Origin of the sequence: Psychrobacillus sp. FJAT-21963 (assembly GCF_001420585.1) — a bacterium.
Taxonomy (GTDB): Bacteria; Bacillota; Bacilli; order Bacillales_A; family Planococcaceae; genus Psychrobacillus.
On the sequence record NZ_LJIY01000003.1, the window covers coordinates 140,714 to 160,715 of the forward strand.

Annotated in this window: 20 protein-coding genes, 1 tRNA gene and 1 pseudogene; 15 read left to right on the top strand and 7 right to left on the bottom strand. The window is 35.6% G+C overall.

Annotation, left to right across the window (positions count from 1 at the left end):
- Positions 1-282: 282 nt before the first annotated feature.
- The 4 genes and pseudogenes from AN959_RS10310 to AN959_RS10320 all read left to right on the top strand — a co-directional run bounded on the left by AN959_RS10310 (position 283) and on the right by AN959_RS10320 (position 4,046).
- Positions 283-2,304, top strand: a complete 2,022-nt coding sequence (locus tag AN959_RS10310; protein WP_056830532.1) for a right-handed parallel beta-helix repeat-containing protein — start codon at positions 283-285, stop codon at positions 2,302-2,304.
- 326 nt (positions 2,305-2,630) lie between these two features.
- Positions 2,631-2,825: pseudogene (locus AN959_RS10315) on the top strand (Type 1 glutamine amidotransferase-like domain-containing protein); the annotation flags it as partial.
- 284 nt (positions 2,826-3,109) lie between these two features.
- The gene (locus AN959_RS21880) at positions 3,110-3,244 is read left to right on the top strand and encodes a hypothetical protein (protein WP_256363923.1); all 135 of its coding nucleotides are present in this window, start codon (positions 3,110-3,112) and stop codon (positions 3,242-3,244) included.
- A gap of 400 nt (positions 3,245-3,644) precedes the next feature.
- Positions 3,645-4,046 (top strand): hypothetical protein, encoded by a 402-nt coding sequence (locus AN959_RS10320; RefSeq protein ID WP_056830536.1) that lies wholly within the window; start codon positions 3,645-3,647, stop codon positions 4,044-4,046.
- A gap of 512 nt (positions 4,047-4,558) precedes the next feature.
- Here the strand turns inward: AN959_RS10320 and AN959_RS10325 are convergent.
- On the bottom strand, positions 4,559-5,335 hold the full coding sequence (locus AN959_RS10325; RefSeq protein WP_056830538.1) for a hypothetical protein: 777 nt from the start codon (positions 5,333-5,335) through the stop codon (positions 4,559-4,561).
- Positions 5,336-5,929: 594 nt separating this feature from the next.
- Here AN959_RS10325 and AN959_RS10330 point away from each other — a divergent pair.
- Positions 5,930-6,874 (top strand): 3-hydroxyacyl-CoA dehydrogenase family protein, encoded by a 945-nt coding sequence (locus tag AN959_RS10330; protein WP_056830540.1) that lies wholly within the window; start codon positions 5,930-5,932, stop codon positions 6,872-6,874.
- A gap of 124 nt (positions 6,875-6,998) precedes the next feature.
- Here the strand turns inward: AN959_RS10330 and AN959_RS10335 are convergent.
- A tRNA-Val gene (locus AN959_RS10335) sits at positions 6,999-7,071 on the bottom strand.
- A gap of 328 nt (positions 7,072-7,399) precedes the next feature.
- Between AN959_RS10335 and AN959_RS10340 the strand changes: the two genes are divergently transcribed.
- Positions 7,400-8,122 carry an EcsC family protein gene (locus tag AN959_RS10340; protein ID WP_056830542.1) on the top strand — a complete coding sequence of 241 codons (723 nt, stop codon included), beginning with the start codon at positions 7,400-7,402 and terminating at the stop codon, positions 8,120-8,122.
- 52 nt (positions 8,123-8,174) lie between these two features.
- Here the strand turns inward: AN959_RS10340 and AN959_RS10345 are convergent, their stop codons facing one another.
- Both AN959_RS10345 and phaQ read right to left on the bottom strand, forming a co-directional pair.
- The gene (locus AN959_RS10345) at positions 8,175-8,678 is read right to left on the bottom strand and encodes a hypothetical protein (protein WP_056830544.1); all 504 of its coding nucleotides are present in this window, start codon (positions 8,676-8,678) and stop codon (positions 8,175-8,177) included.
- 72 nt (positions 8,679-8,750) lie between these two features.
- Positions 8,751-9,158 carry a poly-beta-hydroxybutyrate-responsive repressor gene (gene phaQ, locus AN959_RS10350; RefSeq protein ID WP_056830545.1) on the bottom strand — a complete coding sequence of 136 codons (408 nt, stop codon included), beginning with the start codon at positions 9,156-9,158 and terminating at the stop codon, positions 8,751-8,753.
- Positions 9,159-9,411: 253 nt separating this feature from the next.
- Here phaQ and AN959_RS10355 point away from each other — a divergent pair, with 253 nt between their 5' ends.
- The 7 genes from AN959_RS10355 to AN959_RS10385 all read left to right on the top strand — a co-directional run bounded on the left by AN959_RS10355 (position 9,412) and on the right by AN959_RS10385 (position 14,353).
- A complete protein-coding gene (locus tag AN959_RS10355; protein ID WP_056830547.1) occupies positions 9,412-9,786 on the top strand; it encodes a hypothetical protein in 375 nt (124 codons plus the stop codon).
- Between the two features lie 44 nt (positions 9,787-9,830).
- On the top strand, positions 9,831-10,607 hold the full coding sequence (gene fabG, locus AN959_RS10360; RefSeq protein ID WP_056830681.1) for a 3-oxoacyl-[acyl-carrier-protein] reductase: 777 nt from the start codon (positions 9,831-9,833) through the stop codon (positions 10,605-10,607).
- Between the two features lie 82 nt (positions 10,608-10,689).
- A complete protein-coding gene (gene phaC, locus AN959_RS10365) occupies positions 10,690-11,763 on the top strand; it encodes a class III poly(R)-hydroxyalkanoic acid synthase subunit PhaC (protein ID WP_371256538.1) in 1,074 nt (357 codons plus the stop codon).
- Between the two features lie 365 nt (positions 11,764-12,128).
- Positions 12,129-12,395 carry a DUF1292 domain-containing protein gene (locus AN959_RS10370; RefSeq protein WP_053591824.1) on the top strand — a complete coding sequence of 89 codons (267 nt, stop codon included), beginning with the start codon at positions 12,129-12,131 and terminating at the stop codon, positions 12,393-12,395.
- Between the two features lie 334 nt (positions 12,396-12,729).
- Complete coding sequence (locus tag AN959_RS10375) at positions 12,730-13,005, top strand: DUF1292 domain-containing protein (protein WP_056830551.1); 276 nt, start codon at positions 12,730-12,732, stop codon at positions 13,003-13,005.
- Between the two features lie 250 nt (positions 13,006-13,255).
- The gene (locus AN959_RS10380) at positions 13,256-13,597 is read left to right on the top strand and encodes an antibiotic biosynthesis monooxygenase (protein WP_056830552.1); all 342 of its coding nucleotides are present in this window, start codon (positions 13,256-13,258) and stop codon (positions 13,595-13,597) included.
- A gap of 234 nt (positions 13,598-13,831) precedes the next feature.
- Positions 13,832-14,353 carry an SRPBCC domain-containing protein gene (locus AN959_RS10385; RefSeq protein ID WP_056830683.1) on the top strand — a complete coding sequence of 174 codons (522 nt, stop codon included), beginning with the start codon at positions 13,832-13,834 and terminating at the stop codon, positions 14,351-14,353.
- A gap of 113 nt (positions 14,354-14,466) precedes the next feature.
- On the opposite strand, the gene AN959_RS10390 is transcribed toward AN959_RS10385, so the two are convergent.
- The 3 genes from AN959_RS10390 to AN959_RS10400 form a co-directional block, all read right to left on the bottom strand.
- Entirely contained in the window at positions 14,467-15,807 is a 1,341-nt protein-coding gene (locus AN959_RS10390; RefSeq protein ID WP_056830554.1) for a M28 family peptidase, read from the bottom strand.
- Positions 15,808-15,901: 94 nt separating this feature from the next.
- On the bottom strand, positions 15,902-16,639 hold the full coding sequence (locus AN959_RS10395; RefSeq protein WP_056830556.1) for a CPBP family intramembrane glutamic endopeptidase: 738 nt from the start codon (positions 16,637-16,639) through the stop codon (positions 15,902-15,904).
- Between the two features lie 311 nt (positions 16,640-16,950).
- Positions 16,951-17,718, bottom strand: coding sequence for a protein kinase (locus AN959_RS10400; protein ID WP_056830558.1), 768 nt, complete (start codon positions 17,716-17,718; stop codon positions 16,951-16,953).
- Between the two features lie 117 nt (positions 17,719-17,835).
- On the opposite strand from AN959_RS10400, the gene AN959_RS10405 reads away from it, so the two are divergent.
- Together AN959_RS10405 and AN959_RS10410 are read left to right on the top strand one after the other, a co-directional pair.
- Positions 17,836-18,339: an HXXEE domain-containing protein gene (locus tag AN959_RS10405; protein ID WP_056830561.1), complete on the top strand. Its 504-nt coding sequence runs from the start codon at positions 17,836-17,838 to the stop codon at positions 18,337-18,339.
- Positions 18,340-18,481: 142 nt separating this feature from the next.
- Complete coding sequence (locus AN959_RS10410) at positions 18,482-19,951, top strand: YdiU family protein (RefSeq protein WP_056830563.1); 1,470 nt, start codon at positions 18,482-18,484, stop codon at positions 19,949-19,951.
- Positions 19,952-20,002 lie beyond the last annotated feature (51 nt).

Here is a 20,002-nt window from a genome sequence, read left to right on the forward strand (position 1 = left end):
TTTAGATTTAGGCTAACGGGCTGGTAGTTAAAAATTTAGAGGGTCATAAATCCTGGTTTTCGAAAATTGGATAGGGATATACACATGGCATAAGATGGTCTTTTTAACTGTATACAATTTATTCAAAAATTTGTAAAGGAAATGCCCCTCTTCTTATCGAATTAGTTATTATTAATCTGGATGTAGAGGGGGGTATTCGTTTTCTAGCATTTTTAAAGAGTTAAAAAGTTTATCGAGAAAGCCTACTGATCTTAGAAAAATTTTGAAGGGGAGATATAAAAAATGACAAATTATACGCCCAAGAAAAAATATTATATTCCAACCAATATCGAGGACAAACTTTCAAAGGATTTCCTGCAGGGGATAACACGTAATTTTGAAATGTTAGATGAAATAGAAGGTGGATCGGCTAAGACTATAAAGGCGGACACAACTGGACAGACTAGAATACAGGATTTTATACAGGCAGCTTTTAATCATGCAAATGATGGTGATACATTAATTTTGCCACCAGGACGTTACTGGCTAGAAAAGAATACAAAGCTAGATGATTTTCCAAACAATGACCAACCTTGTTTGCTCCTGAGAGGGAAGAAGCGAGTTCATTTGATAGGTTATGGAGCTGTTTTGTTCACTCGAACTCATGCTCAGGGAATCTTAGAGCTTCAGCTTTGTGAGGATTGTATTATTGAAGGTATCAAATTTGAGGGGTATGGTGATTTCCCAGAAATAGATCCCGTAACTGGTTATGGGGAAAAAGGTACCACTGCAGGGGGCTATCCAACATCTGGATTTTGGAATTACCGAAAAAACAATAGCTTCGATACAAGTGCGCGTGCTAGAAATGATGGTAAGCCATTTGGGTTATTTGGCGGAGGATTTATAGGAAATGTAGGAAGCGGAGTTTTAGTGCATCGCGCCTGTAAAAATATTATCTTCAGAGCTTGTGAGAGCAGCGGATTTAATTACTCAGGATTTGCAGTAGGGCATTTAGGGGACTATTTACCAACCGACTTACAATACGAAGATAATGCGGACATTACTTTTATAGAATGTAATGCTCATGATAATTACTCTAGCAATTATGTATTTTCGGCAGTAGAAAGACCACGGGTAATTAATAGCATAAGCGATCGAGCTGGGCATCCACAGGCCTCCAAATATCATACTTATGTAGACCCTGGCTACGGGATCAATTCACTGGGGACTTTATTTCCAAAAGCCAATGACCTTTTAATTACCGGGTGCACGCTTAGAGGTAACAAACGTAAAGCTATAGATGGCCACGCAGGGGGTGGTTTAATAGCAACAGATAATTTTATATCTGACTCCATGGTTGGAGGGGTCTTTTATAAATGGACAAATGTAGAGCAATATACAAAAGATTGTATTGTAGCTAACAATAAAATCCTTAATTGTGGATATGCTAAAAATCCGTTGGGAGCAATATACATTGGAGGAGTTCAAAGGCAAACCAAGGTCAATCAAGAGACGAATGCAATAGTGACTAATAATCATGTTAAAAATTGCTTTGGTACAGACGGTGTTATTTTTATCGGTTCATTTGATCGATTGATTGTCGACGGGAATATTATTCACGGCGTTCCAGATGAGCTGGACATTGCTAACACGATTTTTGTGCCATATGTGATTTATGCTGGATATTCCATTCCTACTCAACCGAACTTTAGTGGAAATGTGTCCAATAATGTAATAGAGGTAGACCATCCAAGAATAGCAGGAGGAATATTAGTCCGTAATTTACAGGATGGATCGGTTCAAGGCAACACGATAAAAACCCCTAACCCTTTAACTCTATACGGGTTGAGATTATGGAATTGTATGGATGTTGGAGCTGTTGGAAATACGATTAAAATGGGGAGCGAAGGAGTACCACTCCATGCAGAAACAACTGGGGCAGTAGCACATAACACATTAGTAGGTGGTAATGCAGCATTCCAGCCTCTTCAGGGTCAACCTATTGTATTCAGCCTTGTAGCAAATAACGGAAATGGAAGCATTCAATTTAAGAGTGGGCAATCCTATGTTTCTTTAGTTGAAAGTAATCCAAAAGGGTTAGAGGTCAAGCTTCAAAATGTCTCTCCTGGTATTCATCCAATGGTAAAAATCACTCAAACAGGAGAAAATGGACTTATAGCAGATGGTCATACAATAGATTATTTATACAGTCATCAAGTAGCGCATGCAAGTGTCATTATAGGTATAAAGCCAACAAAGGAATCCGATCATGTTCCCTTTGCGAATATGACTCACGGTGGTTTGGAAATAGAAATTATTATTTAAACAATTGGCAGCTTTAGCTTGTTTAAAAACCTTTGAAACAATTGGTCTTTAACAAGCGAAAAGCTGCCTATTCTATTTACTGTTGAGATTATCACGAAGAGCATTTGTAATGAAATATTTAATTCTAAGAGAATGTGGAGTTGTTATTTGAAACTTAGAAAATTAAGCGATTTTTATCTTGTTGATGAAACTTTTTCAGGAGACTTCAAGAGGGAGTTCTTATTCAACTAACGCAGCAGTTTAGTTGAAGAAGAGTTGATAAAGAAAGAAGGGTTATAACCACCCTTTGTAGAATCTATGAGGTAAAATACGGAAGGGAAAAAGAAATGAGACAGATTATTGCTATCGGCGGCGGTGGTTTTTCTATGGAGCCAGAAAACCTTTTACTTGATAAATACATTTTAGCTCAAGTTAAGAACAATTTACCGAAGGTATGTTTTGTTCCAACAGCTAGTGGAGATCAAACAAATTATATTGAGAGATTTTATAAGGCATTTAAGACTCTTCCTTGTCAACCCTCGCAACACCAACAAATGTCATAGAATAGCACTATTTAATAAAAACACAGCATAAAATAATCGAAGTTTCTTAATCCTATAAGTTTCCAACTTGCTTTTCTTTATTATAATGATCTTCCACAATCGGGCACTTTTCTTTAATAAGATGGCCTCTTTTTGCATGGCTAAAACATATAAGGAATTAAGTTTATGAAGATGTAAAAAAAGATTGTGAAGTATTGTACTTAAACTAACGGGTGCTTTAGTAGAATATCATGGGTTTTTGATTCACAGTTTGAGGTTTATGAATGACGAACTCATTATATCAAGATTTCTCAAATGGCTTTTTGAGAAAAGAAAATATCGGTTATGCAACTCCTGATGTAAAGTTAATTGATACCACAATGGGCGGAATACACGAATGTAAATGTTACAATGTATAGAGATAAGATTGAGGTAGAAGGTAAAGATATATATAAAATTTGGACATCGTATAGTAGATAAAGTTATTCCACAATCGGGCGCGATTGTGGAAATTTACTTTTCTGATTCTTCTTCAATTAACGGGTGCTTTAGTTAATTAAGACCATCATTTCGATGGTCTATTTTTTACGTCCAACATATCAAGTAATTCTCAGAAGTCCATTGTGAAATGTTACACTTAAACTAACGAAGCAGTTTAGTTGAATAAGGATTTTCCATTTAAAAAAAAAAAACTTAATTAAAGGGAGGGCTCTGTGAGGTTGAGTTTAAAAAGGGCAACGTGTTAATACGGCAAAAAATAAAGGAATAGAACAAAAACAAATTAAATAAAATGATAACGGGAAGAAATGAGGTGATTGTATGTTAGAAAAGCTTAGAAAAGTTAATATGAAAACGGCTGTATATATGGGGATATGTTTTTACTCTATGACATTCTTAATACAAGTTTTTATTATTAGTGAGATTATTCCATTTACATGGGTTAATGGTGGAAGGTCAGAATCCTTAGCAACTCAGCTACCAATATCTATTATCAATATTATTATTTCTATTATAGGAGGAGTTTTTACACTACTTGTTGGCGGAAATATGTTATATAAATACAAAAGAGGAATAACCGTTATGTGTTGGTTTTTTGTAGTACTATGGTCTTTTGGATTTATACAACAATTGTTAGGAACACCTTTTGAAAAAATGGTTATGTCGTTAATATTGCTTTTTGGTGTCATCTCGAACATACGTATGGCGATTGAAAAAAGATAGCAATAAACACTATTATAAAACATGAATCAAATGAACTCATTTTGAGTCCCTTTAAAAAGGTATATTTTCAACACTATTCTTTAACAGAGCTTTTATAGATATTGACTTTTCTAGTTAAACTAACGGGTGCTTTAGTTGAAGATAGAGTTCATCAGCAACTCATTTTTCTTATTGAACTAACGCAGCAGTTTAGTTTAATTAGGGGAAATACTTCAGCGGTGAAGAATGTATTAGAGAGCATTCCTTAATGCACTGGACCTCACTATTAGATACAAAACAAACAATGGAAGCCCAGTACAACGTGTGGTGAGTTTTTTTGTAAACAGCCTAGTCAGCAATTTGTTTAACGGACTTTCGAGGTATAACTAATAATCCAAATTTCTTGATAGAGAAATTTGGCTCTTTTTGAGAGGTTAACTCTATTTTTGATCTATTCTGCTTATGCAAAACAAGTAATGGCAGAAATGGGACAATAGATAGCTATTTTTATATGTTAAGATTCAACTCCTTTGTTAACGGCAGGATATTTTGGCTAAACGTCGTATTTCATCGCTTAGTTTTCGATTAACTGGATACACTTCTTCTATGAAGCTTAAAATACGAAGTGCAGATTCAGGTACATGATCATATCCCTGTATCATGTCTGCAATCATTTTCGCGAAACGAGGGTATCTTTTTTCCATGCGCCTCTCGTTTCCGAAAGGATCAGGAAAGTAATCCACCTCTTGCTCTATCAAATGAAGTACGGATAAAATCCTGTCCACAGCATAACCTTGTACGAACCTCGTCGCTGATAGGCGCTCTCCCCTGGCAAAGCGGCCGAGTCCCACATAGAGATTAGTTAAAGCTTCGTTCAAAGGATGGTCTAAGGAGTCTTTTTTGGGGCTAGGTATCGGGTTGGAAGGTTTTGAAATTCCCGTATTGTTGTAGGAGGGATCCTTCCAAACGACTCTCCCTTCCGTATAAGAACCATTAATCAGCTCCGATTCCTCAAATACCGCATATTCACCAAAAATGCCGTCTTCGAACAGAATTTTATAGCCAATCTCCGAATTCTTAAAAGAATAAGCTAAAGGGTGAACTTCTTCTAGCCAATCCAAATGGTCGATATATCTGCTTTTCTGGTCATGCCTTACAATGACAAAGAAATCCAAATCTGAATAATCGTCCAGCCGAGCAGTCTCGATTCCAACGGAACCGACACCTAACAATAATAGTGCACCCCCTCTTCTTTCGAGCGATTTGCCGATCTCGTCCAGCCGATGCAACAGCATTTCTGTTCTCAACATTAAAAGTCCTCCTTTAGGTTTAAGAATGCAAAAAGGGTCCAACCTACTTTTCAGCGAGGTTGAACCCAAAGGTTACATTGCCTTTATTTTCCTAATGTGATTTTACCATGAACCTTAATTTCTTTCTACCGAAAATGATTTATTTTATGTACGGTAATGTTCAAAGTACAATACAGGGGGACATATACACAAAAAGATGAAAGCAAAAGAAAACATCGATATCTGATGTTGAGAAGGATAAATTTCAAAATGTACTTGTATGGAAAATATCACGTCTTTCACGTAAAATGTTGTATTAATTATGATACTGTTTTTATAAAGGTGTGTTTTTATTAGTGGCTAAGAGACAGAACTTTTATCCAGAAGAAATTAATAGCGAGGTTATTCAATTAAAGTTAACGGGTTAATCCTGATACCTATGTATTTATGATAGATTGTGAAACCTTTCACTTAAACTAACGGGTGCTTTAGTTAAACAAGACCATCATTTTTCGATGGTCTATTTTTATGTCCAAAACATCAAGTAGAATTCGGCAATCAATTTTGGGAATACCGATTTTAGGTGATAAACTACTAAAGAAGGGGGAGTTTATAATGGTAGAGAAAGTTACAGTATTAGGCGCAGGTACTATGGGACATGGAATTGTGCAACTGTATGCACAAGCTGGTTATGACGTATATATGTATGATATTAAAGATGAGTTCTTGGAAAGAGCGATCACACGAATCTCAGATAATTTGGACATGTTAATCCAAGAAAATTCCATCACAACATCTGATAAAGAAAATACATTAAAACGAATTTCTATTACTACTGATTTAAGAGAAGCGATTAACGGAACACGATTTGTCACTGAAGCAGTATCTGAAAATCTAACTATTAAATTCGACTTATTCAAACAGTTAGAGGAAGTCGTAGAGGACGATACAATTATTGCTTCTAATACATCTACGTTTTCCATTCAACAACTATCTGAAGGTGTCCAAAAGAAAGACCGTCTAATTATTACTCACTTCTTCAATCCGGCACATTTAGTTCCACTTGTAGAAGTCGTTAAAGGACCAGAAACTTCGCAAGATATCATTGATCGTACAGTAGAAGTTTTGAGAAATATCGGCAAGAAACCAGTTGTCTTAAAAAAAGATATCCCTGGACTAATTGGCAACCGTCTACAAGCTGCATTAGTTCGTGAAGCATTTTATTTATTGGATCAAGGTGTTGCGGAAGCTGAAGATATAGATTTGGCTATTACTACTGGACCAGGGTTCAGATGGGCATTCATCGGTCCATTAGAAACAGCAGACTTTGGAGGATTAGACATCTGGAAGAGTGTGGTTGAAAACCTTGCACCTGTATTGTCCAAAGAAGAAAAAATCCCGCAATTTGTTGAAGAAAAAGTTCTAAGCGGAAATCTTGGAACAAAAACAGGAAATGGCTTATTCACTTATGCCGGCAATGACGATGTTCAAAGAAGAATTACAGAACGAGATGAAAACTTCATTCGCTTGGCTAATATCAAAAATAATAACAAGAAATAAAATTAATATAGATTGGCACGGTTGAATCACTGTTTAGCAGTTTCAACAAAAAAAGACATCCAATGATCATTCTAATTGGATGTCTTTTTTGGTTAAATCAACGTTTACAAGCTTTATAAAAAGATGATCCCGACTGGGTTCGAACCAGCGACCTCCACCCTGTCAAGGTGGCGCTCTCCCAACTGAGCTACAAGATCGTTTTCCTATTTCTTCATTATTATATAAGTTAAATCGGTAGGATACAATTTTTATTTGGAATTGATCCAAAAAGCATAATATGAATAATGTAAGAAAAGAACTACGTGAGTGTATTTAAAAACGAGATGAAGTTGCAAGGGAGGAATCGGTAGCATTTAAAGTAATTACAAAAGAAAGATGTTATGAGTTAGGACATAATAAATATGAAGTGAATAAAACACCTACGACTCTAGTCTTATATGCAAACACAGCTTACGTCCATTGGAATGAAACTTTAATACTTTATACTAGAATGTAATGAGGAATTGTTTAGAAAGGGAAGGGCATATGGTCGATTATATAATGGAAGTAGAAAGGGAACTTGATTTTTGGAAGCGCAAAATGACCAAACGATCTAGTCGTATCAGTCGTGTATCGAAGGTTGCTCAGACAAAGATAAACGGTCTTATTCCAGAAAAGTTTCATCAAGTAATGACTGATAGCATCAAAAATATGGTGAAAGCAACACTCGTAGGATCAAATATTACAACGAAAAAAAGATCAACATTGGACATTGGTCTTTTTGAAAAAGATGAACTACTTAGAGAGAAGCTTTCCACTTATCGAAAAACAGCAGTTGTGGAAGGGGCTGGTACTGGAGCAGGAGGTATACTTCTTGGTCTCGCTGACTTTCCATTGCTTTTATCCATTAAAATGAAGTTTTTGTTTGAAGCTGCTTCTATTTACGGATATGACACAAAGGATTATGAAGAACGCCTCTTTATCTTGCATATTTTCCTGTTGGCTTTTTCAAGTGAGGAAAAGCGAAAAGAGACTTTATTTATCATTGAAAACTGGGAACAACAAAAGCATGTGATTGCCGATATGGATTGGCGTGATTTTCAACAGGAGTATCGGGACTATATAGATTTAGTGAAGATGTTTCAATTAGTTCCTGGTATTGGAGCAGTGGTTGGGGCATTTGCCAATTATAATTTACTTGACCAACTGGGAGAGACTGCAATGAATTCCTATAGGTTACGCATATTACAATCGAATGAAAGCAAGTAACACAAGATAAGACTACCTTCCTAATGAAAATCGGAGGTAGTCTTTATGTTTTTTAAACTGTTGGTAGTAATACATGATGTGCTTGTTTTATATGCTCAGTAAGCAACTCAACTTTTTGGAAGACTTCTACACTGTTTTTTTGTTGTTGCTCAAGTGCCGCCTTCACATTGGTCTCCAATTGAACATGAGATTGTGCAAATAAGTCTAAAATAGCTTGATTAGGCAATCCAGAAATTTCTTTTATGGAACTGTTTATTTCTTCGATTTGGTTGACCCATGCAGATAATAATCGTTCAATTTGTTCATTATTGATTGACTTGATCGTATTTTGTAATACAGCTTTCCACTCTTCTTCAAATTTATTTTTATCTTCTTCTATTTTACTGAATGTCTCTCGAGTAGAATTTAGGATGTCTCTTTGAATATGAAGATGCTGTAATGATTTTTCTGCAATTTCCGTTTGAAAAGATTGAAATACTTTAAAGCTGTTCAACCATCCATCCAGTATTAAATCTAATCCGTTCGATTTTTGATTCTTCGATTCTACATTACTCATTCCATTTTCCTCCTTTTAATTGTAACCGAATTACGTTATATGAGATGCACCAAAGCGCATTGGTACCATTATTTACTTTTCTGTATCTGTTTTTTTCGTGTTCTGCTGAAAGGGAAAAAAAGGTTGGTACAAATTAAAAAATTGATTGATCATATTTTGGTAGTTTGCAAGTGAACTTGCCCAAACCTCTAAGTATTGTTCACCCGCATCTGTAATCGAATATATCCGTTTTGCTGGACCCTCTGATTCTGTATCCCACTCAGATGTTACCTTCCCATCCTTTTCCAGTTGTCGTAAAATCCGATAAAGATTTCCCTGATCCACCGCGTTGAAACCGAATTGCGTAATCTTTTGCATTAGCTCATAACCGTGGGAATTAAAATCTCGAAGATGTAAAAGCATGATTGGTACAAGGAAGTTTTTCGGAGTACCTAAATTAGTGTTTTTTTCATTATTATTGGACTCCTTGTTTGTTTCCAGCTGTTTTCACCACCAATCGAAAGAATGTTCATACATGTAATGTACACATAGGAGTAAAAAAATGTTCCAAAGCTAGGGCAATAAGGCGTATCCCATACATGTAATTTACACATAGGGAATAAAAAATATGACTTTAAAAATAAAAAAAAAGATTAATTTTTTCATGCATATGTTTGGGCATATGTTCATAGAGTAATAAAGTCGTTCAGAGAACTTCTTTTATGACTAAATTAATTGTAGGGAGATGAGATTTTTGACAAAAACATTGCCATTTGATCCATTCAGCATGTGGAAAAACTTTTATGAACAAACGGAAGCGAACTGGTCAGGTGCAATTCAAGAAATGTTAAAAAAAGAATCTTTCTCCGAAGGGATGGGAGAGACATTAAACCAATACCTTCAAGCTCAAAAGCTAATGAATGAGAAAACGGAAACCTTTTTAAAAAGTGTCAATTTGCCAACCCGTACTGAAATTGCAGATGTTGCATCACTCGTCATTAACGTAGAAAGCAAACTGGACGCACTTGATGAAATGGATGAGGAGATTAATCAATTAAAAATAGCGGTTTCTAGCTTAGACAAAAAAATCGATAAGCTTCTTATTGCTCTTGAAGTTACTGAAAAATAATGGAATAAAAAATATAAAGAGGATTGGAATGATAGTCTATGACAATGAGTCAGGCTGAATTAACTATATTAAACCCGATTAATAAACCACTAGCAGGTAAGGTGGCGGTAGTAACAGGTGGCTCTCGTGGGATCGGAGCTGCAATCGCAAAAGAACTAGCAAAAAATGGTGCATATGTTGTCATTAATTATCAATTAAGAATGGACCGTGCAGAGGCGGTTGTGAAGGAAATTGAAGAGCAAGGAGGAGTTTCCTGTGCAATCCAGTCTGACGTATCAAAGCCGAACGACGTAAAGAATCTTATAGAAGAAGTGATTAATCGTTATGGTAAAATCGATATTCTTATTAATAACGCTGGAATTACAAGAGACCGAACGTTCCGTAAACTGTCCAATGAGGAATGGAGCGAGGTAATTGATGTTAACTTAAACAGTGTATTTTATACAACTTCCGAAGTGATCAACCACATGTTGGAACAGAATTATGGTCGAATTATTAATATAAGCTCAATTATCGGACAGGCGGGAGGATTCGGACAAACAAACTATGCAGCTTCTAAAGCTGGCATTATAGGTTTAACAAAATCCCTTGCTTTAGAAACAGCTAAAAACGGAATAACTGTCAATTCTGTGTGCCCAGGTTTCATAGAGACTGAAATGGTGGAAGAAATGCCTGAAAGTGTTAGAGAGAATATCGTTTCCAAAATACCTATGAAGCGTTTAGGACAAACGGATGAAATTGCCGAGGCTGTATTATTCCTTATTCACGCAAATTATATTACAGGTCAATCGATTAACGTAAATGGCGGCTTATATATGTAACCTGTAATTTCATATATAACGGGGGATCTCCAAAAGGAGTTCCCCTAAAAATAATAGGGGGTAAACCATCGTGTATTCCAACATAAATCAATTAGATAGCTGGTTAAATTCATTACCAGACGATGTGAAAAATAGTTATCGAAGATATAAAAGAGTAGTGGATGTTATTACAAAAGAACCAGATCCACAAGTTGGTCAAACTCCCAAAGAGGTCATCTGGACTAAGAACAAAGCTAAATTGTATCGCTATCAACCGCAAAGTAAGAAAACGAACCGTTTACCAATTCTGATGATCTATGCATTGATCAATAAGCCATATATTTTAGATTTGTCTCCTGGTAACAGCTTAATTGAATATCTAACTAATCAAGGCCACGACGTTTATTTACTTGACTGGGGAGCACCTGGTTATGAGGATAGGCATATGAAGCTAGATCATTATATTTTAGATTATATTCCGAAAGCCGTTAAAAAAGTTCTCAAAACGTCTAATGCTAGTGAAATCAGTTTGTTAGGTTATTGTATGGGCGGAACGATGACTACAATATTTGCGGCACTACACCCAGAATTACCTATTCGAAACATAGTATTATTGACGAGTCCTATTGATTTTTCTGATGCAGGATTATATACAAATTGGTTGGATGAACGTTATTTTAATGTGGATAAGTTAGTAGACACACTTGGTTTAATTCCTCCTGATATGATTGATTTTGGAAACAAATTATTGAACCCGATTGGCAATTATTACGGACCATATATTAGTCTTGTCGATCGTGGGGAAAATGAAAAGTTCGTTACAAATTGGAAGCTAATGCAAAAGTGGCTTGCGGATGGAATCCCTTTTGCTGGTGAAGCTTATAGACAATGGATTGGTGAATTATATCAACAAAATAAGTTAATAAACGACGATCTTTATATAAGAGGGCAGAATGTAGAATTAGGAAATATTACAGCAAACCTTTTAAATATTGCTGGGAAGAAGGATGTCATTGTTAATCCAAGGCAAGTCGAACCGCTCAATGATAAAGTCTCAAGTAAAAATAAGACATATCACTTAGTGAATACTGGCCATGTTTCTGTAGTGACGGGAAGTAAAGCGATTAATGAAATTCATCCTATGATTGGTAACTGGTTAGCCGAAAACTCAAACTAATTAAAGTGTCAGTGCCAAATCATCAAATTCATTTTTGACATGGCAACTGGCACTTTTTTGAATAGGAGCAATGGCGAGTGTAATTCATTTTGTTTTTGTAAAGGATAAGAGAGTACACAATTGAATTGCTTTTTAGAAGATGCGCAGTAAAGGAATAATCGAGCGCTCAGCTATCTCGTTTATAGTATCGACGAAGAACTAGTGAACAGACTTGTTGGATATGCAGATATACTCTTATTTGTTCATGATGGAGAAAATTCCTATCATGCAGAATACATTAACAATGAGTAAAGCGGTAATCGAAAGGGTAGGATGATTATCGATGTCTTAAATAATGTAAGGAGCTGAAAGAAATAGAAGAGAGAATAGATAATATTGAAGTTGGGGAAATTCTTACAGTGATGGATGAAAATAATCGAGAGCAAGAGATCGAGGTGCTGGATCTAATGACTGTCGATAATACAGAATACGCTGCTGTCCGAATTGCGGAAGATAACCAAGAGGATTCCGAAGAAGACTTAAAAGTATACCTTTTGAGAATTGAAGAGGATGAATTGTGTGTTATCGATAATGACGAGGAATTTGAAAAAGTATCTACTGCCTTTATTGAAGCAAGAGAAGATTTAGAATAAACGGTACTAATGGGTTTGAACTTTGTTCGTCATAAACAGAATGACAGTTTTTAAAAAGGTATTTCAATGGGGATCAATTGAGATTTTTATATTGGTCCCCGACCTTAATGAGGACATGCTCAAGAAGAACATGTAAATTCTGCAATATTTCGCATCTCTTATGGTCAAGGCGTCAATGAAGAGCTAATAGAAGATTAAAAACAGGCGCTAGTATAAAATTTATCCATGAGAAAACTAAATAGATTTTCTTTTTGCTAATAATTCATTTTTAACGGATAATTAGTTGAAAGTCGAAAGATTAATTTGAAAAAAATAGTTGAAGGAGGTTTTTAGAATGGAAGAAAATCAAGGGAAAATTGAAGTAGGTAATATCTTTACGGTGCTAGATGAAAATGATCAGGAGCAAGATATGGAAGTGCTTGGTCTGTTGACTGTCGAGGAAGTTGATTACGCTGCAGTCGGCTTTGTAGAAGATATTCAAGCAGAAACGGAAGATGACATTGATGTTTTCTTTTTCCGTATAGAAGACGAGGGAGAATTGTCTTTTATTGAGGTTGACGAGGAATTTGAAAAAGTATCTGCTGCATTTGCTGAAGCTAGCAATAAATAAAAAATCAAAACCAAGAGGAAGAGCAAAATTAGCTCTTCTTTTTTGAATTCAATTTTTTTTTGAAAGCGGCAACCCGTTTCCGAGAAGAACATCTAATCTTTCGAGAAGTAGAAATAGATTACTGGGCTGCCTGCCACTATAACGTTAGAGGAGAATTTTTTCTCCTCTGTTTTATTTTTATGTATCTAAATAGAGATTATTAATGTACCATCATACTTATAATTCCAAGAAATGATGGGAGTGTCCAAAGATGAGTGGAATAGCAAAGCTTCCCCAACCTCCTTATTATGCAGCGATATTTACATCGCAGCGTACAAATGTTGATAAGGGCTATGGAAGAATGGCAGAAAAAATGGAAGAATTGGCATCACAGCAGAAAGGCTTTTTAGGTATAGAAAGTGCTCGTGATCATGAATTGGGAATAACCATTTCCTACTGGGACTCTTTAGAAGCAATAAAAAGCTGGAAAGACAATTCTGCGCATAAAGTGGCGCAGGAAAAAGGTAAATCTGAATGGTATAAAAACTTCTCAGTAAGGATTTCTAAAGTAGAAAAAGCATACATTTTTGAAGTTAACGAGGATAATAATTAGATTGAAATCAATAATTATAGAAGGGCATTATTTCAATTGAAGTAATGCTTTTTATTATGAATAAATAATTCAAAAGATTATTTTGGGGACCAAAAGGATTTTCTGTTGCAACTATAGAAATTAGTATAAGACCAAGGCGGTATTCAGCGCTTTAATATGGAAGGGTCGGATGGAATTCATTATTCTACCAACCTTGCCTCTGCAAAAATCTACGAAAAAGATGGAGGGATTAAAATGTCAGAGAATAAATCAACAAACGAGTTAACGACGTTCACGGAAGGAAAAGTTCTTGTCATGGAGAGGATTTTTAACGCACCGCGTTCTCTTGTGTTTGAAGCATTTTCAGATTCAGAACGATTGGAGAGCTGGTGGGGACCAAAGGGATGGAAGACCATAAATCGCCAATTTGAGTTTAAGCCAGAAGGAGTATGGCATTATTGCATGACATGCGAAGATGAAAATCAAGGAGACTTTTATGGACAAGAATCTTGGGGGATGGCTATCTATCATGAGATAGTTGCTCCTGAAAAAATTGTTTACACAGACATGTTTGCAGATGATAAAGGAAATGCGATTGCTGGCATGCCTGAACTACTAGTTTCAATGATTTTTACTGAAGATGGAGATAAGACAAAACTCATTACTCGGTCTGAATTCGCTACCTTAGAAAATCTTCAGCAAGTACTAGATATGGGGGTAGTCCAAGGAACCTCTTCGCAATACGAACGACTTGATGACCTTCTAAAAAATATTTAATAAAGAGATCTTTTAGGAAGGTTTTAATAAAATAAAAAGAAGGGTCATACTAGAGGTTAAGTATGACCCTTTCTTGATGCTTAAACTAAATTTTTATCTTTCAGAGATATTGATTATTTTGAACTTTGGTTTTCAGAAACAATCTGATTTAGTATAGCCAAACCAACTATTTCAGCCACATCTTGTAACTTACTTTTGCTTATTTTATCTATTGTATCCTGTGGTGTATGATACCACTCCTCTGTTGGATGATGGATGAAGAGTGCTGCAGGAATACCAGCTTCAGCAAATGACACATGATCACTTCGTTCTCCTTGGTTAAATGGAGTTGGTTCTCCATTTAACTTTTCACTAGCCTCCTGGGAAAGGTCTGTAACAAGATTAGGTTTACCGTCTATCGTTTGAAGAATTAAATTACCTGCATTTTTACTTCCTACCATATCTAGGTTAAAATTTGCAACGATTCGATTTTTTTCATCTTCCGACAAACTTTCTACGTAGTGAGAAGAACCTAGTAAACCTAACTCTTCAGCACCAAACGTGACAAAACGAATCTCTGTATCGGAAGAAATATTTCTTAATACACGAGCGAGTTCCAATGTCATCGCAGTACCAGAAGCATCATCATTTGCACCAGGTGCTCCTGCAACGGAATCGTGATGTGCACCGATCACAATGATATTATTCGTTGAGTTGTTTAATTTCACTGGTTTTTTTATAGCGATGACATTATGAGAAGTATTTTGATTGAAACTTGCTCCTTTTATGTTAAGTTGCCCGATAGACCCAGGATTTTTTTTCAGATGGCTTATTAAGTCGTCCCCTTCTTCTTTTGTTAAAAAAACAGCTGGAACGCTTGTCTTAGTTGTGTCCCCTAAACTTGCATTAATCGTATCTGACTCTTGGTTGTAAATGATGACACCTATTGCACCTTTGGCAGTGGCGTTTGATATTTTGTCAGCAAAGGTAATTTCTCCACGTTGGATGAGTGCAATTTTTCCTTTTAAGTCTAGTTTATTTATATCTTCCATTTTTCCAAGTCCAGCTGCCACAATTTCACCTGATATATCACCATTCACTGAATATTCAAATGCAATAGGCTGTAAACGTTGGGAGTAACCCTTTATAGATAAAGTTAGAGTCTGGGGTGGTGTATAGCTATTAAAATGGAAAGATTGAACTTCAGATTCGTAACCATATGATTCAAACTGTTTTTTTATATATGCAACTGCCTTATTCTCTTGAGCAGTACCAGCAACACGAGGAGTTTTTGATAAAACCTTAATATTGTCGTAAATATTATCAGCATCGATACCCCATAAAACTTGTGTCTCAAGTGCATTCATTTTTTCGAATTCAGTGGAAGCAAAGTGTGGACTAAACGCTACAATTGGGACTACTGTAGCAATACCAAGGATAATTGTCAGAATGATTTTATTGATAGATATTCGCATTTTAGGCCTCCTATATCGTTATTGATTTAGGATGAGCAAAAATGAGATATTTACTTGTTTCATTTCATATAAATTTTATAAACGCTGTTAATAACTAAAAAATACTTGAAGCTAAAACAAAGATAGAGAGACCATGAGTAAGTGTTGAAGGAAAAATACCGTATTTCAGGCGAACAAAGCTACAAATAATTCCCTCGAAAAAAGTAAATAAAATGACTGGTAATCCTAAAGTGGTAACTGTTGTTGCAAGAAAAACATGACCTACTCCAAACATCAGACCTGAAAGAAGTGCTGCACGAATAGAATCAGTGATTGACTCCAAATATCCCTGTAAATAACCACGGAATAGTACTTCTTCCATCAAATTACCGGATAATGCGAAAAAGAATAATAAGGGTAGAACCTCTGTAGGAAAAAAACCGCCTCTTTTTTCCAGAGGAATCCCTTGATATATAAAGAAGAAAGGAAGTACCACAATGATAGCGCCTAAGATTCCCATAAAAAGAGATAATACTTTTTTATTTCCTATCCAGAAAAGTAAGTGTCGCATGTCTTTTTGTAGATAGATGATTCCACCTGTTATTATTAGTGAAACTACACCCATTAAAATAAGTAAGCTACTCTTCTCTGTGAATCTCATCCAAGGAAGATTGTTTGTTGTTCCAAAATGCCAAAAATCAAACGTAGTCATATTGTCTCTAATTAAGATAAAACCTAGAATGAGAATAAATATTTTTGTGGAGAATGCATTTTTAGGTAATAGTAAATATGTCACTAAAAGAATTAAAAATCCAGGAGTAATCCAAAGAATATATTCAAGAAACAAATCCAATTCTAATCACCTCTCCCTTACTTTCGGTTTCAAAAGGCAAATTATTTAGATTTCTCATTCCTCTGTGCTAGACTGAAAACAAATAAAAACATGAAAAGAGGGTAATATGTTTAAAAAAATATTAAAGCAAATCAAACAACTTTCTCAAGGTAGTAGCGAGCGTAGACATGGTCATTATCGTCGAGGTAGTAGCAGCGATCGAAGAAAGAGTTATTATAAGCGTGGAAGCAGTAGCAGTAATTATAGAAGAAATCCAATGAGTGGAAGTAACTACTACAAACGCAAGGGCCGAAGCAGTAGTTAATCTTTCACTATTTATTGGCGAGAAGGGCAGCTTGTAGATCCTTCAAGATGTCTTTAGTAGTTGTATAAGGTTCTTTTATTTGTAAAAGTCTTTTAAGTAAATAAATTGTTTCATTTTTTAAAGAAAGTTCTTCTGTCCAAGGAAGAGCTTTTTTATTTCTTGTAGGATAGGTTGTGTAAAGTAAATATAAGAGTATCTCACCTAAATCAAAGTAGTCCTGTTCTTTCATCTCACCACTGGAGGGATTCTGCTCAGACAGTCCAAAGTCGATTAAAAATAAATGGTTGTTATTCATCATAATGTTCGGAATACGCAAGTCTCCGTGATAGACGTTCTTATTATGTAAATCATCAACTAAAACAAGGAGGTCCGCTAGCAAATTTAAAGACTGTTCTTCATTAAAAGTAACCTTTTTATAAAAAATCAAGTCCTCTAAATTGTCTCCTTCTATATAGTTCATAACATAAAATAGTAGCTCGTTATGTGTAAAAGCCTCAAAAAATTTAGGCATGTTGTTATGGTTTAACTTTTGTAAAATGGAGATTTCATTTTCAAATAGTTTTATTTCTTTTTTAGAACGTTGCTTACTTAGTCTTAGCTGTTTCACTACTTTGTAATCATTCGTTTTTAGGTCTTTACATCGATAAAGTATGCCGTAGCTTCCTGTACCAATAACATTTAAAACCTCATATTGTTGGTTCAAGACTGTACCTGCTTTCAATGGTATATCTACAAAAAATTGATAGGCTTTTCGAATAGAACGTAAAATGGACATGTTTCTCACCTCACTTGCTTATAGTTATCTCTTAAATATGACCTTATTGATATAATAAATATACAGTCAATTATAGAGAAGTATAGCTATTTGTTCGAAAGAATAATGGGGTGTATGATGGAACTATTAAAAATTAGATGGTTAATATGGTTGTTTCCAATTGTATTTTTTATTCATGACCTTGAAGAAATTTTAACTGTTGAATATTTTTCGATGGTTCTCCCTTTTAAAGTTACAACAGTAGAATTCATTTTGGCTTTTAGTATATTATGGTTGATTGTTTTTATTGGTTGTATGTTTGCAGCAACGAATAAAGACTTTATAGGGTTAGGACCTATACAATACTTCTCGATCTTAGTAGCTGGTATTTTTTTAGCTAATGGTATTGGGCATATTTTGCAAAGTATTTTCTTTCAAAAATATGTACCTGGTGTCATTACTTCTATTTTTATTTTAGTCCCTTTTTGTTTGTTTAGTATTAAAAAGCTTCTCTTAGTAAATTTAATAACATGTAAGCAAATATTAATTTATTTGGCACTAGGTTTTATTTTACAAACTCCATTTGCAATGGGATCAATAATGTTTGCAAAATTCATTGTAAAAATAGTAGGAAACGGATAGTGGAAATACACAAGTCAAAACTTTTATTGGTGTCGGAAGGGTATAATAAAGTAGCAGCAGAGGACACTAAAATAGAAGTATTGTGAGCATATGAAAATTGATAAAACATAGACTTAATGACAGAAGAAGCAAAGGAGATAAGATGACAAACCGAGAAGAACTAATAGGATGGAACTTTGATAACAGTTATGCCCGTCTGCCAAACATATTTTTTACTAGCCTCTCCCTTAACCCTGTGAGCTCACCGAAATTGTCCATTCTTAATGATTCGTTGGCTAAATCCTTGGGGTTAGATATAGATTCTCTGAAAAGTGAAGAAGGTGTTGCACAACTTGCTGGAAACCGAAATCCAGAAGGTGCTTTCCCTCTTGCTCAGGCTTATGCCGGGCACCAATTCGGACATTTTAACATGTTAGGAGATGGCCGAGCTATTTTGCTTGGAGAACAAATTACATCTCAAGGTGAGCGATTTGATGTTCAACTGAAAGGTTCTGGTAGAACTCCTTATTCTCGTGGGGGAGATGGACGTGCGGCACTAGGGCCAATGCTAAGAGAATACATTATTAGCGAATCCATGCATGCGCTTGGTATACCTACTACACGGAGTTTAGCGGTGGTAACGACCGGTGAATCAATCATTCGTGAAACTAATCTACCTGGTGCAATTATGACCCGCGTGGCTGCAAGTCATCTGCGTGTTGGTACTTTTCAATTCGCAGCGAAATGGGGAACTTTTGAAGATCTTCGAGACCTGGCTGATTATACAATTGAACGACATTATCCAGGAGGGGAAACTTCCCCTAATCGTTATATTTTCCTTCTTCAGGAAGTGATTAAACGTCAGGCGTCGCTAATTGCAAAATGGCAACTGGTTGGCTTTATTCACGGAGTCATGAATACAGACAATATGGCCATTAGTGGAGAAACTATTGATTATGGTCCTTGCGCGTTTATGGATGCCTATGATCCATCAACTGTTTTTAGCTCTATAGATGTTAATGGCCGCTATGCTTATGGCAATCAACCGAATATTGCTGGATGGAATTTAGCACGATTTGCTGAAAGCCTATTACCGATACTCCATGAAGATGAAGAGGAAGCAATTAAACTAGCCCAGAATGCGATTGAAGATTTTCCTAAATTGTATTTCACTAATTGGCTATCAGGGATGAGAGTTAAGTTGGGGATATACAATGAGGAAAAAGAAGATGAGGCACTCGTGGATGAACTTCTCCGTATGATGCAAAAGAATGGTGCAGATTTTACCAATACTTTTCGTGCATTAACTTTCGATACGAATGAGGATACTAAATTATTTGGAGCACCTGAATTTACTCAGTGGAAAAAGAAGTGGCAGGAAAGGTTAAGTAGACAGCAGGAATCGAAAGAATCCTCTCATGACTTGATGCGAAACAGTAATCCTGCTGTAATTCCAAGAAACCATCGGGTAGAAGAGGCTCTGGATGCAGCTGTGGCACAAGGTGACTACAGTGTGATGGAGCGGCTACTAAACGCTTTATCAAGACCATACGCCCATACTCCTGAACAAGATGAATTCACTAAACTGCCTGACCAAGAAAACAGTTCTTATCGTACGTTTTGTGGAACATAAGAAATATCATCAACCTAAAAAAGATAGGGATAGCAAATACAATGCTATCCT